The following is a 12,623-nucleotide window of genomic DNA, read 5'->3' on the forward strand; positions in this document are numbered from 1 at the left end:
TCATGTCTGAGCTTGAAAAAATGCATGTCGCCAGCTTCCGGGGCGTTCCGTTTCTGTGGCGAGAAACGGGCGGGAAGACTGGGCGAAGAATGGCGGAGTTCGAATACCCGCAGCGGGATAAGCCGTATATCGAAGACCTGGGCCGGATCATCCGGCCCTTTTCTTTTGATGCGCTGTTGGTGGGTGAGGACTGGCAGGCGCAGTTAAACAAGCTGCTGGACGCGTTGGAGCAGCCGGGCGCGGGTGAGCTGGTACATCCCTTGTTCGGCGTGGTCAACGTGTATCCCCGTCCGTCTGAGTGGCATTACTCGATTGACCGGCAGCGTTCTGTAACGGTGGGGCTTGAGTTTATCGAAGCCGGGGAGTTGGCCTTCCCTGTGGCTTCGGTTAATACCGCGTCAAAGTTGATTGAGCAAGCGGACGGCTTCGCGGGACTGGTGCCCGAGCTGCCCCGGCTGGAGTTGCCGGCGCTTGACGATTTGCGCGGCCTGGCCGGGGCGGCGGGTCAAGTCGTGGATCAAGTGAGGTCCGCTTACGCGCGGGTGGACTCGTTGATTGGCGGCGTAATGCAGTCGGTAGGCGATATCACTTCTTTTGTCGATGCGGCCATTCATTCCCCCGGCACGTTCATGGACAAGCTGAGCCAGCAGTTTAGCCAGCTGCGCGCCCCCTTCATGGGTTTTGCGGAGTCAACGCGACGCGGAGGTGCACTGACAGTAGCGGCGGCGACACTGGCCAGCTCTCCGACAACGCGCCCGGCTGAGGCGGCTGTGGCGCATGTGCTGGGGCTGACGCAGGCCGCTGTTTTGTGGGACGCGGCGCATGTGCTGGCGCAAATGCCCGTTCAGCCTGGTGCTGTGGTGCCTGTCACATATCCCTCTGTGGATCAGCAGGCGGCAAGGCCGCACGAGGGGGCGGATGCTCCGGTGGTGGATGATATCGATACCTTGGGTGGCGAGTTGGGGGAGGTGTTGTGGCAGCGTGGTTTGGAGGCGTCCCCATTTGAGTATCGCGTCTTGCAGGCATTGCGCCATGCGCAGGCTCAGCATTTGGCCGCAGTGGCGCAGCAGGGGGTCAAGGTGATGCGCGTAGCGCCCGGCATGGTGACGCCTGCCTTGGTGATGGCCCATCGCTTATATGGCGATGCGGGGCGCGCTGGCGAGATTGTCGAGCGCAATAGGGTGCGCCATCCCTTGTTTATGCCGGCGCAAGAAATGAGGGTCTTGAGCAAATGAACGACAGAACGGCATTAGACCCGGCTAGCGCGGTCACGTTGACGGTGAACGGGCACGATTACGGCGGCTGGCTGGACGTGTCGATTACTGCCGGCGTGGAGCGTCAAGCACGGGAGTTCACTGTGGCCATTACTCGCGGCTACCCCGATGCGCCGCAGCAACTGCGCGCGATTGCGGAGGGCGACAGCGTGGTTGTGAGAATCGGCCCGGATAAGGTGTTGAGCGGCTATGTGTTCGTGACACCGCGCAGTCATGATGGGCAGAGCATCACGTTCGGCATAGCGGGACGCAGCCGTACCGCTGACATCGTGGACTGCGGCGCGTTGAATCAGCCAGGGCACTGGAAAGGGCAAACGGTGTTGTCCATTGTGCGCGCTTTGGTTGAGCCGTATGGCGTACCGGTCGTTAGCGAGGTGGGACCTGGGCCGGTTATTACGGATCATGCCATCGAGCCGGGAGAGACGGTGTTTAACTCGATAGACAAGCTGCTCAAGTTGTCGCGGCTGCTTTCCACCGATGACGCCGAGGGCCGTTTGGTGCTGGCGGCGCCAGGTGGCGGCGGGCGGGCTGCGGATGCGCTGGTCTTGGGACAAAACATTTTGTCCGCCAATGGGCAGTTTGATTTCTCTGGGGTGTTTAGTGAGTACGTGGTGAAAGGCCAGTCGCGCGGGAAGGATGGGCATAGCGGCGCGGCCGCCAGCGAAGTCAACGCCACCGCCAAAGACGACAGGACAGGGCGCAAAAGGGTGATGGTGATGCACGAGTCCGGCAATCTTTCGCGGCAACTGGCGCAAGAACGCGCCAACTACGAGCGTGGCAGCAGGATGGCCAAGGCGTTGGCGGTATCGGTGGAGGTGGCGGGCTGGCGGCAGAGCAATGGCCAGCTTTGGCGGCATAACCAGATTGTGCGGTTTCGCGATGAAGTGTTGGGGCTGGACCGGGACATGATGATTGGAGAAATCACCTACAAGCTGAGCAGCGGCGGCACTGTCGCGGTTCTGTCGATTGCGCCCCCGGACGCTTATATGCCGGAGCCGGCGGACCCCAAGGGGCTGAAGGGCAAGAAGCGCAAGAAGAAGGGAAGCAAGGACGAGTTCGAATATCTGCTGGATGCGGATTGGGAGAAAAAAGCATGAGCTTGAGCGGCATGATAGCGCGGGGGCGGGTGCTGCTGGCGAACTCCGCCAGCAAGTTGCAGGCGCTGCAAATCCGGCTCTTGGCCGGAGAGACGCAGGATGATGTGGAGCACTTCGAGCCGTTTGGTTTGACCGCGGTTCCGATGGCCGACGCCGAGGCCATCGCCTTGTTCCTGGGCGGGGATCGTAGTCACGGTGTGGTGATCGCGGTGGGGGATCGCCGCTATCGAGTGACGGATCTGACGCCAGGGGAGACGGCGGTTTACAACGCGCACGGTCATAAGCTGGTGCTGTATCGGGATCGGGCGGAGTTGCTTACGCCTCGTTTTGATGTGACGGCGGATAGCGGCGTTTTTATCAAAGCTCCGATTTTGGATGTGTCCGGCCAGATTCGCGCCGGAGGCGAGATAACGGACCATGCCGAAGGCAGCGGCATGAGCATGGCCGCGATGCGTGGGGCGTACAACGGCCACGACCACAACGAAAACAACCAAGCCGGTGGGCCTACCGGCAAGCCAAATCAGGGGATGCGATGACGCCGATTGCTACACGAAATCGCGAGCCGGTTCCGGCGGATAGTCCGCTTGCGCGCGCGGTGGTCATCAGCTTGTTTACCTGGCGGCGGGCGGGAGAGTCCGACGTGGTGGACGGCTTGGAGCGGATGGGATGGTGGGGAGATGCCTTCCCCTCGGTGCCTAACGACAAGATCGGCTCCCGGCTTTGGTTGTTGCAGCGCGAGAAGCTGACGCCGCAAACATTATTGCGGGCGGAGTCCTACGCCGCCGAGGCGTTGGAGTGGCTGCGCGAGGATGGCCACGCCAGCGCCGTTACCGTCAAGGCCCGGCGGGTTGGCCTGGACTGTCTAGGGCTTTTCGTGTCGGTCACGGAAGACGGCGGCGCGGACTGGACTTTTGATTTTGAAAACCTATGGGGGGTGAGTCATGCCAATGGACGCGCCTAATTTGCCGCAGCTGGTGGACGCCGCGCGGCGCGACCTGCTGGCGATGGGGCTGGATGGGTTGCGCCGGGCGGATGCCGAAGTGTATTCGCGGATGGTGGCCGGCGGGGTGCATGGCCTGTATGGATATCTTGATTGGCACGCGCGGCAGTTGTTTGCGGAGTCGTGCGACGACGAGGCGCTATTAGGCCATCACGGCCCGTTCTGGCTGGGGCAGGGGCGCACGCCGGCCGCAGCGGCGGCGGGTTGGGTGCGCGTGCGCGGTGCGCCAGACGCGCCGATTCCGGCGGAGAGTCGTTTTCAAAGCGAGTCCGGGGTGTTGCTGGTCGTGCCTGTCGGTGCGGTTTTGCCGGCGGCGGGCGTGCTGGATGTGCGGATGGTGGCGGTTGAGCCGGGCGCGGCGGGTAATTTGAAGCCAGGGGCGCGTGTTGACTCGGTACAGCCGTTGCCAAGGGTCGAGTCCTCCGCCCTAGTGGTGGGCGATGGGGTGGTGGGCGGGGCGGACATTGAGCCGATAGAGGCCTACCGCGCTCGCGTGCTGGCGGTGAAACGCCGTGATGGCGAAACCGGACGGCCGGAGGATTTCGAGGCCTGGGCCAAGGAGGTGCCGGGGGTAACGCGCGCGTGGTGCGCGCCGCGTTGGCCGGGGCCGGGGCAGGTGGCGGTGTTCTTTGTTCGCGAGGGCGATGCAGACGGGCCGTTGCCGTCCCCGTCCGAGGTGGCGGCGGTGACTACGCACTTGGAGGAAACCGGGACGGCTTACGGCGAGCCGAGCGGCGCGGCTCCGGTGGATAAGCCGGTAGCGGTACGGCTGAGCATTTCACCGGACACGCCGGAGATGCGCGTTGCGGTGTTGGCGCGGCTGGATGCACTGTTCGCGGCACGGGCCGCGCCGCTTGACCGCGAACGCCTGGCGGCGGGGTTGACGCGGGGCGTGACGTTGCGGCGCAGCTGGTTTGCCGATGCGGTGAGCGCCGCCGGGGTTGAGTTTTACACCGTGACGGAGCCGGCGGCGGACGTGGCTTGCAGGGTGGGTGAGCTGGCCAGGCGCGGGGAGGTGGTATGGAGTTGATTGCGCAATATCGCCAGCAGCTGCAAATGCTGCTGCCGCCGGGGCCGGCCTGGTCGGACGAATGGGCCAGCGCCGGCATGGCCGGCGGGTCTGCGCCCAGCCTTGCGCGGGTGCATGGCGCGGTGGACTCGCTGCCGGTGGAGGCGGACCCGCGCAGAACGGCGCAGCTGTTGCCGGAGTGGGAGCGTGAGTTCGGGTTGCCTGACGGTTGCCTGGGCCTGGGCGGCTTGCCGGAGCGGCGGGCGGCCTTGGTGGCGCGCATGTTCGCCACCGGCAGTCAGCGCCGCGCCGCGTATCTGCGCCTGGCGCAGGCGCTGGGCTACAACATCGAAATTCGCCGCCATCGTTGCCTGGTCGCGGGGTTTCAGGCCGGCAGCGAGTGCGCGCCCCCTGCTGCACGTTTTTGTTTCTCGGTGGTGTTCAAGGGGGTTCGCATCAATCAATTTGCGGCGGGCGGCTCCGTGTCAGGGGAGTCGCTGGGGCGAGTGATCGGCGGCGGCCCGTTGGAGTGCCAAATACGCAAGATGGCGCACGCGGAAAGCGTGGTGTTTTTTAGATACGAGGTTTGAGTATGAAGCGAATTGATACGCCGCATTCAGTGCCGGATTTGAACGGTCCCGGCAGGTCGGGGTTTGTGGATCTGAATGTGGTAACAGGGGTGCAGGGGACGGAGGTGTCCGCCGCGTGGCTTAACGTGCTGCAAGAAGAAATCGCCGGGGTGGTGGAGGCGGCCGGCCTGGCGCTCAATGGCGCGGATAGCGCCCAGCTGCGGCGCGCTATTCAGTTGCTGACGGTGCCGGCGGGGGCTGTTCAATATTTTGCAATGAAGGAGCCGCCGCAAGGGTGGGTGAAGTGTGATGGTGCGCAGCTGTTAAAAGCATCATATCCGGGGCTATACGCTGCTATTGGCACAACGTTTGGGGAAAGTGGCGACAAAACAAAATTCGTAGCGCCAGACCTGCGTGGTGAGTTTATTCGTTGTTGGGACAATGGGGGTGGGGTGGATAGTAGTACAGGTGTTCGGTCATTGGGTTCGTTTCAGGAAGCCACGGCAATAGCTAATTACGCACACTCCGACTCCACGATCGTGGGGGCCACAACTGGCATTCAGGCCCCGATTGCCTGGCCGGATGGTGCTGGACCAGTGCTTGCAACGGCTAACGCGGCTTATTACCTCAGCGCTGTCAGCTCGTCTAATGGAGGGGTTGGGTATTCGGGCATGTCAAAAGTGAGGCCGCGCAACGTTGCATTGCTCGCCTGCATTAAAGTTTGACGGAGAAGGTCATGGCTGAAATAGAACTAAAAACGGTTTATTGCTACAGCGCCGCAACAGGCGAGTATGTCGGCGAAACGACGGCGATGCGTTCGCCGTTGGATGAAGACGAGGTGTATCTAATCCCCGCGTGGGCGTCGGATGAAGCGCCGCCACCAGCTGGCCAGCGAGCGGCGGCGGTATTTCGCGCAGAGGACGGTAGTGTGCCAAGTCACTGCGCTAATGGTGGTCAATGGCAGGTCGTTGCCAATTGGCGTGGTGTGCCGTTGTGGTGCAAGGCGGCGGCGCAGTCCGTGACGGCTAAGCTGGGCGATACGCCGGAGAGTCTAGGCGCGACTGAGTTGGAACCGCCACCTTTTGGTATTTGGGATGGAAAGGGCTGGGTGGTGGACTCTGCCGCCTTGTTGGCCGCTCAAGTTGCTGCCGCTGATGCTGAGCAGTCCACTCGTCGCGCGCAGGCTGATGCGGCTATCGTGCCGCTGCTGGATGCCGTAGAGCTTGGAATTGCGATGGACTCTGAGGTCGAGCAACTGGCGGCATGGCGGCGCTATCGTATTGAACTCTCGCGCGTCGCTCGGCAGCCGGGCTACCCGAAGACCGTTGAATGGCCGGCAATGCCGGCGGCAATCGAAAACAAATAAGGGCCGGCAAAACCGGCCCTAATCTTTTGGGGAATCTATGTCTGAACCTGTTTCGAGTGTGGGCGCGGTCGGTGGGGCTGTGGCGTTGTGGCTGGCCTCGCTGCTGCCGTATTTCAGCGACGGCGTTGTGTTCGCGGCGTTTGCGGGCGGCGGGGTGTTTGTGGTGGGAGTGCGCGATTGCAGCGTGGTCGAACGTGTGACTTACCTTGTAGCCTCGGTTGCCGGGGGCACCTTCGGCGGACATCTGACGGCGGGCATTATCGACGTCATCGTCGATGCGCTGACGCAACGCGATTTGACCGTCCCGGATACCGTGGGCGCGCTGGCCGCTGGCGCGTGTTCTGTCAAGTTGCTGCAATTCGTGATTCGACGCGCAGAGGCTGGCGCGTTGTCCGTGCCATTGGGGGTTAAAAAATGACCGCAATCGCAGTTGTAAATGCTCTTGTCTGCGCGGCGATCTGCTGGCGGCTGCTGATGTTCCGCCGTGACGGCGCGCGTCACCGTCCCTGGGCTTGTTGGCTTGCCTACGCGCTCATTGTGGCCAGCGCCTGGGCCGGCTTTGAGGGCGTAGTGGGGCGCGCGCACGTTGGCCCTGCTGGGCTGGTAATCAACCTGTTTCTCTGCGTGGCGGTGTTCCGTTCGCGCGGCAATGTGTGCGATGTGCTGCGCCGGCCGCAGCCGTACCGCTAACCGCTTTCCATCCATTCAATCCAAGCCCCGCACTGCGGGGCTTTGTCATTTCTAGAGGGCAATAACATGAAAATTCTCGTATCTGCCGGCCACAGCAATGTTGATCCTGGCGCAGTAGCAAACGGCTTTCGTGAGGCCGATATCGCAGCCGAGTTTCGTAATCTGGTCGCGCATGAGCTTCGCCAGGCCGGCGTGGAGGTGCTGACGGACGGCGAGGGCAGCGACAACAAGCCGTTGTCCGAGGCCGTGAAGCTGGCAGGCGGTGTTGGCCTGGCGGTGGAATTCCATTGCAATGCTGCGGTAAACCCGCGAGCAGGCGGCGTGGAGTCCATCTCGCTGCCGGCGCGGCGCAGTCTGAGCCAGCGCATCAGCGCCGCTATAGCTGTCGTGCTGGACAGTAAGCTGCGGGGTGATCGCGGGTGGATAGATCAAGCCGCGACTCCGCGTCAACGGCTTGCATTCGTAAATGCCGGCGGCGTGATTGTGGAACTGTTTTTCATCAGCAATCCGGCTGAGCTTGCGGCGTATCAAGCCAAAAAAATGGATCTGGCGCGGGCGGTGGCGGCGGTGCTGAGGGAGGCCCGCTAATGCGCGCACTAGTGCTCAAGGTGCTGGCCATCCTGGCGGCGCTGGGCCTAGCGTGGTGGCTGGGCTGGGACGTGCGCGGCGATGCCGAGCAGCGCCGGCAGTCTGGCCGCGAACTGGCTGAAGCGCGCCAGGCGCTGGCCAGCTTCGCCGCCGAGGCCGCGCGCCTGGATGGCCTGGCCGGCCGCGTACAAGAGCAGGCCGACGCGCTGGCCGGCAAAACTCAAACTCGAATCGTGGAGTATCGAACGCATGAAAAACTGGTTCCCCTTCCCGCTGATTGTCGTATTGACGCTGAGCGGTTGCGCCAGCTCGCCGCCGGCGTCGCCGATGTCAACGCGGCCATCGTTGCCGCACAATCTGACCGTCCCAGCGCCGCAGATAAGCCCGCCGGCAACTGATAGCTGGGATGACCTGGCAGTGGGTTACTTGCAGTTGGCGCGGCAGTATGGGCAATGCGTGGTAGAACGAGCGGGTTTGCTGAAATCTAGATAGTATTGAGTGTTGGGTCTAGATTGTGAATTTAACATTTGGGAGAAGGTGATGGGGCAAGGGGATACTGCTTTGCATCTTGCTGCCGCTTCTGGTGACATTAACAGGATGCGACACGAGATAGATAATGACTGCGATGTGAATATTTTAAATGTGGATGGCCGGACTCCGGCTCATTTTGCTGCAATTAAATACAAAGAGCAAAGCGATGTTGATGAGAGGTTAAAAATCTTGGAGGGGCTTGGTTTTTTGCTGAAGCGCGGAGCAAATGTTGATCTTGTAGATAATTATGGAAAAACACCTAGAGATTATCTCCCCGATTGATAACTTTCTTGCGGTGAATTTTTGTTGTCAGATGGCTGTGAGGATGGTAAAGATAAACGGGCAGGCCTTGGATTGCTTGCCCGCTGTGTTTGTGGTCGTTTATGCGGCTTTTAATGGTTTGATTTTTTCGAGCATGCTGCTAATTTCCTGGCGTGCATTTTCTAAATCATAATGGGCTTGAAGGTTTAGCCAGAATTGCGGGTCAATATCAAAATAACGCCCAAGGCGTAAAGCGGTGTCTGGCGTAATGCTGCGTTCGCCATGAATGATTTTGGATATGCGCGTGGCCGGTACATCAATGGCTTTCGCTAGCGCATACGGCGTAATGCCGTTTTCATTTAAAAATTCTAACTCCAATATCTCGCCAGGGTGGGAGAGGGGGATTTGCCGTTCCATGTGATTCCTCGCAAGTTTATAGCCGGGGCGCAAGCCCCGGCCCTTCATTCGATCAATGGTAATCAACAATTTCAACGTCTATTGCGTTCCCGCCGTCAAATCTAAAACATACGCGCCATTGATCATTGATACGTATGCTGTATTGCCCGGCTCTGTCTCCTTTGAGTGCTTCCAGTCTATTGCCTGGTGGAACTCTTAGAGTTTCTACAGTGTTGGCTGCGTGTAGCATTTGCAGCTTTCGGATTGCGACGCTTTCGATGTTGACGAATCGCTTAACTCGTTTACCGGTGAAAAGTGATTCAGTGTCGGTGCATCTGAAATTAAAGATCATGCAAACATAGTAGCGCTATGCGCTATTAACGTCAAGCGTTACTATTGGGCGGTAGCATCCTTCACGTTCTATGCTGGATCAGGAAAACAACAATCTCGGACTATGGACGATCTTGAGACCTTGCTAGACGCGATCAACATTGCGCTTGACCAGCTGATGCATAGTAAGCGGCTGACGCTTGGCCAGGCCATGCGCCTGACAGCGCATTTCCGCAATGCGCAAGTGCCGGTGTCTGACCTGTTCCCGCTTGATCCGGGGCGGTTGGAGATGGCGGAGATTGCGGTGGCGTTTTTGGGGGAGGTTAACCGGCTGCTGGTGCGCTATCGCCCGTTGATGGTAGGGGAGGTGAGAATGGCTGAGGTGCCCTTGTTGCAAGCGGCTATTGAGTCCGCTTGGAAGGAGGCGCGGGCGGGGCATATCTATCTGTTTGGTTGAGGTGGGCGGGCCACCTCACAGATTGCTAGGCTTGCAAATCCTCCGCAGCTAGCCAGTTGCCGGTTTTGTGTTCAATGCGCAATGTTCGCACTTTTCCCCCTTTGGGTATCAAAACTAGGTCAATGCAACGGCGAGCCCCTTTTTCTGAGTGGTTTGGGGAGATGCCGCTCATGTAAATAATTATGCTCTGGAAGGTGCGCATTATCATTTGTCTGGCCATTTTTCTTGAGTCTTCATCAAAGTTTTTGACGCCTTCTCTTAGGTCTGCCCATTTCTCGGCGATATCTATTTGCTCGCTGCTTTGGCTTGTCTGAATTAGTGCGCCTTCTAGTTGTCTAATTTTCTTTTCAATAGCATCTAGGGCGCTTTCTAGTTCGCTTGCTTTCTTGATGAAAGTTTTAGGTGTGGCTTCAAGTGGTGACTCTATAAGCGCTAGAGTAATTTTCTCCAGTTGTAGCTTTATTTTTTCTCTGCTTGTTTTTTCGTTTTTTAGCTCTTGTCTTAATGGGGCTGTTCTGTCGCTTGTGTCAAAAAGGGTTTCTAGGTTTATTTTATCGCTACAGAATTCCATAACCGCATTTTCTATAGGGCTGGCCTTGGTTGATCCTGGGTGTGGGCATTCTTTTATTTTGATGTTTCCTGAGTTGTTGCAAAGGAGGCGGCGAAGCTCTTTGTTATAAGTGCCGTCTTTTTTGATTTTGCTAGTTTGTGCTTGCCCCGCAATTGCCGCGCCACAGTATCCGCATCGTAGTATTGCCATACCTGTTAGGATGTTTGTGATGCCGCTTGGACGGCCTTTTTTTGTGCGGTCATTAACTAGGGACTGTAGTTTTAAAAATTCAGCTTTTTCAATAAGGGCGGGGTAGTATTTCTCTAGCGTGTATGAGTTCCCGTTTAGGGAAATGACGCGGTCGCCGTATACTGCTGGATTGTGCAGTGTTCTGTAAAAATTTGCGGGGTCTGGCAAGCCTTTGTTGTTTAGCTCCATCCCTTCTTTTGAGAGTTGTTGCAATATTGGCCTAGCGCCAAGGCCTTGCCCATATAGCTTGAATGCAAGGTGGTATGCGGCTGCGCGATCTTCTCTCATTTCCCAATTTTGGCCGTTCCATTTAAGCCATTGGGGGTCTTGCCCTGTGACAATTCGGCCTCTGAATGTTCCATTTATCCATCCGTCTATTTGTCGTTGGATGGCAGCTTTGACCCGCTTAGATTTTGTGTCGCTTTCTTCGTGTGCGCGTATCATAACAAGTAGGCTATAAACTAAATCCATGGGGTTGGACTTGAGTTTTTCGCGGTTGTACTCTTTCCCGTCGCTGGCGGTTACAACGGTGATGCCGGCGTTGATGATTTGAGTCAATTGCGCTTGGGCAAGGATGGGTTCCGCCCGGCTGAGGCGGTCCAGTCCTTCAACGATCAGCACCGAGCCGTGCGGGATGTGTCCCTGGTCTATGGCGGCAAGGAATGCGCCTAGCGCGCCGCGTGAGACGTGGCGCTGATGGTATGCGCTCAAGCCTTCGTCTCGCAGCGTGAGGGAGCCGTCTAGCTCTAGCTGTCGTTCTGCTGCCCAGCGTTCAGCGTATTGGATTTGCCTGTCCGCGCTTGATCCTGCCGCCTGTTTGGGGTCGCTGAACCGTAAATAGCTGTATACTTTCGCGTTTTTCATATTCTTGAATATTACTATGAGCAAAACGCCGCGTATAGGAATGGTTTCGTTAGGGTGTCCCAAAGCCTCCAGCGACTCCGAGCAGATCCTGACCCGCCTTCGCGCCGAAGGCTACGATATTTCCGGCAGTTACGCCGGCGCCGACCTGGTGGTGGTCAACACCTGCGGCTTCATCGATTCCGCCGTGGCCGAGTCCCTGGACGCGATCGGCGAAGCCCTGAACGAGAACGGCAAGGTCATCGTCACCGGCTGTCTGGGGGCCAAGGGCGATGTGGTGCGCGACGCGCATCCGTCGGTCTTGGCCGTGACCGGCCCGCACGCCACCGACGAGGTGATGAGCGCGGTGCACGCGCATCTGCCCAAGCCTCACGATCCCTTCGTCGATCTGGTGCCGGACATCGGCGTGCGGCTGACGCCCAAGCATTACGCCTATCTGAAGATTTCCGAAGGCTGCAACCATCGCTGCACCTTCTGCATCATCCCGTCCATGCGCGGGGATCTGGAAAGCCGGCCGATTCACGATGTGCTGCGCGAAGCGGAGAACCTGGCCAAGGCCGGGGTCAAGGAAATCCTGGTGATCTCGCAGGACACCTCGGCCTACGGCGTGGACACCAAGTACAAGCTGGGCTTCCACAACGGCCGTCCGGTGAAGACCCGGATGACCGAGCTGTGCGAGGAACTGGGCCGCCACGGCATTTGGGTGCGTCTGCATTACGTCTATCCGTATCCGCATGTGGACGAGGTGATTCCGCTGATGCGCGACGGCAAGATCCTGCCCTATCTGGATATCCCGTTCCAGCACGCCAGCCAGAAGGTGCTGAAGCTGATGAAGCGTCCGGCCAATAGCGACAATGTGCTGGCGCGCATCAAGAAATGGCGCGAGATCTGTCCGGAACTGGTGATCCGCTCCACCTTCATCGTCGGTTTCCCCGGCGAGACCGAGGAAGACTTCGAAGAATTGCTGAGCTTTATCCGCGAGGCGGAACTGGACCGCGTAGGCTGTTTCACCTATTCGCCGGTGGAAGGCGCCACGGCCAACGATTTGCCGAACCCGGTGCCGGAAGCGGTGAAGGAGGCGCGCAAAGAGCGTTTCATGGCGGTGCAGGAAGAGATCAGCGCCCGTCGCCTGGAGCGCCGCGTCGGCCAGACCATGCAGGTGCTGGTGGACGAGATCGACGACGAAGGCACGGCGATTTGCCGCAGCTACGCGGACGCGCCGGAGATCGATGGCCTGGTGTTCGTCGAGGACGCCGCCGGCATGCGCGCGGGCGAGTTCTATTCGGTGAAGATCGTCGATTGCAGCGAGCACGATCTGTGGGGCGAGCGCCTGTCGTCCTGATTCGCCGACAAGAGCCGATCCACACGGCGCGTCGCTTTCGGGCGACGCGCCGT

Annotated in this window: 18 protein-coding genes; 15 read left to right on the forward strand and 3 right to left on the reverse strand. The window is 59.3% G+C overall.

Going from position 1 to position 12,623, the window contains the following annotated elements; genetic code table 11:
• Nucleotides 1-2 precede the first annotated feature (2 nt).
• The 13 genes from ACODSD_RS11115 to ACODSD_RS11175 all read left to right on the forward strand — a co-directional run bounded on the left by ACODSD_RS11115 (nucleotide 3) and on the right by ACODSD_RS11175 (nucleotide 8,406).
• The gene (locus tag ACODSD_RS11115) at nucleotides 3-1,235 is read left to right on the forward strand and encodes a DNA circularization protein (RefSeq protein WP_488877395.1); all 1,233 of its coding nucleotides are present in this window, start codon (nucleotides 3-5) and stop codon (nucleotides 1,233-1,235) included.
• Nucleotides 1,232-2,371 (forward strand): phage baseplate assembly protein, encoded by a 1,140-nt coding sequence (locus ACODSD_RS11120; RefSeq protein ID WP_488877396.1) that lies wholly within the window; start codon nucleotides 1,232-1,234, stop codon nucleotides 2,369-2,371. The genes ACODSD_RS11115 and ACODSD_RS11120 overlap by 4 nt, the downstream gene beginning before the upstream one ends.
• Nucleotides 2,368-2,907 carry a phage baseplate assembly protein V gene (locus ACODSD_RS11125; RefSeq protein WP_488877397.1) on the forward strand — a complete coding sequence of 180 codons (540 nt, stop codon included), beginning with the start codon at nucleotides 2,368-2,370 and terminating at the stop codon, nucleotides 2,905-2,907. The genes ACODSD_RS11120 and ACODSD_RS11125 overlap by 4 nt, the downstream gene beginning before the upstream one ends.
• Complete coding sequence (locus tag ACODSD_RS11130) at nucleotides 2,904-3,332, forward strand: phage GP46 family protein (RefSeq protein ID WP_488877398.1); 429 nt, start codon at nucleotides 2,904-2,906, stop codon at nucleotides 3,330-3,332. Before ACODSD_RS11125 ends, ACODSD_RS11130 begins: the two co-directional genes overlap by 4 nt.
• Nucleotides 3,313-4,401, forward strand: a complete 1,089-nt coding sequence (locus ACODSD_RS11135; protein ID WP_488877399.1) for a baseplate J/gp47 family protein — start codon at nucleotides 3,313-3,315, stop codon at nucleotides 4,399-4,401. The genes ACODSD_RS11130 and ACODSD_RS11135 overlap by 20 nt, the downstream gene beginning before the upstream one ends.
• Nucleotides 4,392-4,970, forward strand: a complete 579-nt coding sequence (locus tag ACODSD_RS11140) for a YmfQ family protein (RefSeq protein WP_488877400.1) — start codon at nucleotides 4,392-4,394, stop codon at nucleotides 4,968-4,970. The genes ACODSD_RS11135 and ACODSD_RS11140 overlap by 10 nt, the downstream gene beginning before the upstream one ends.
• 2 nt (nucleotides 4,971-4,972) lie before the next feature.
• On the forward strand, nucleotides 4,973-5,674 hold the full coding sequence (locus tag ACODSD_RS11145) for a phage tail protein (protein WP_488877401.1): 702 nt from the start codon (nucleotides 4,973-4,975) through the stop codon (nucleotides 5,672-5,674).
• 11 nt (nucleotides 5,675-5,685) lie between these two features.
• Entirely contained in the window at nucleotides 5,686-6,315 is a 630-nt protein-coding gene (locus tag ACODSD_RS11150) for a tail fiber assembly protein (protein ID WP_488877402.1), read from the forward strand.
• Nucleotides 6,316-6,352: 37 nt separating this feature from the next.
• On the forward strand, nucleotides 6,353-6,733 hold the full coding sequence (locus ACODSD_RS11155; RefSeq protein WP_488877403.1) for a putative holin: 381 nt from the start codon (nucleotides 6,353-6,355) through the stop codon (nucleotides 6,731-6,733).
• Nucleotides 6,730-7,005 (forward strand): phage holin family protein, encoded by a 276-nt coding sequence (locus ACODSD_RS11160; protein ID WP_488877404.1) that lies wholly within the window; start codon nucleotides 6,730-6,732, stop codon nucleotides 7,003-7,005. The genes ACODSD_RS11155 and ACODSD_RS11160 overlap by 4 nt, the downstream gene beginning before the upstream one ends.
• 66 nt (nucleotides 7,006-7,071) lie before the next feature.
• Nucleotides 7,072-7,593, forward strand: a complete 522-nt coding sequence (locus tag ACODSD_RS11165) for an N-acetylmuramoyl-L-alanine amidase (RefSeq protein ID WP_488877405.1) — start codon at nucleotides 7,072-7,074, stop codon at nucleotides 7,591-7,593.
• Nucleotides 7,593-7,991: a hypothetical protein gene (locus ACODSD_RS11170; RefSeq protein ID WP_488877406.1), complete on the forward strand. Its 399-nt coding sequence runs from the start codon at nucleotides 7,593-7,595 to the stop codon at nucleotides 7,989-7,991. Before ACODSD_RS11165 ends, ACODSD_RS11170 begins: the two co-directional genes overlap by 1 nt.
• Before the next feature lie 142 nt (nucleotides 7,992-8,133).
• A complete protein-coding gene (locus ACODSD_RS11175) occupies nucleotides 8,134-8,406 on the forward strand; it encodes a hypothetical protein (protein ID WP_488877407.1) in 273 nt (90 codons plus the stop codon).
• Nucleotides 8,407-8,505: 99 nt separating this feature from the next.
• Here ACODSD_RS11175 and ACODSD_RS11180 read toward each other — a convergent pair whose 3' ends face one another.
• Both ACODSD_RS11180 and ACODSD_RS11185 read right to left on the reverse strand, forming a co-directional pair.
• Nucleotides 8,506-8,802 carry a HigA family addiction module antitoxin gene (locus ACODSD_RS11180; protein WP_488877408.1) on the reverse strand — a complete coding sequence of 99 codons (297 nt, stop codon included), beginning with the start codon at nucleotides 8,800-8,802 and terminating at the stop codon, nucleotides 8,506-8,508.
• Between the two features lie 52 nt (nucleotides 8,803-8,854).
• Nucleotides 8,855-9,133, reverse strand: coding sequence for a type II toxin-antitoxin system RelE/ParE family toxin (locus ACODSD_RS11185; RefSeq protein WP_488877409.1), 279 nt, complete (start codon nucleotides 9,131-9,133; stop codon nucleotides 8,855-8,857).
• Nucleotides 9,134-9,235: 102 nt separating this feature from the next.
• Between ACODSD_RS11185 and ACODSD_RS11190 the strand changes: the two genes are divergently transcribed.
• Complete coding sequence (locus tag ACODSD_RS11190; protein ID WP_488877410.1) at nucleotides 9,236-9,568, forward strand: hypothetical protein; 333 nt, start codon at nucleotides 9,236-9,238, stop codon at nucleotides 9,566-9,568.
• Nucleotides 9,569-9,593: 25 nt separating this feature from the next.
• On the opposite strand, the gene ACODSD_RS11195 is transcribed toward ACODSD_RS11190, so the two are convergent.
• Complete coding sequence (locus ACODSD_RS11195; protein ID WP_488877411.1) at nucleotides 9,594-11,231, reverse strand: recombinase family protein; 1,638 nt, start codon at nucleotides 11,229-11,231, stop codon at nucleotides 9,594-9,596.
• A gap of 40 nt (nucleotides 11,232-11,271) precedes the next feature.
• Here ACODSD_RS11195 and rimO point away from each other — a divergent pair, with 40 nt between their 5' ends.
• Entirely contained in the window at nucleotides 11,272-12,570 is a 1,299-nt protein-coding gene (rimO, locus tag ACODSD_RS11200; RefSeq protein WP_488877412.1) for a 30S ribosomal protein S12 methylthiotransferase RimO, read from the forward strand.
• Nucleotides 12,571-12,623 lie beyond the last annotated feature (53 nt).

The organism is Chromobacterium sp. FG22, from assembly GCF_057809415.1.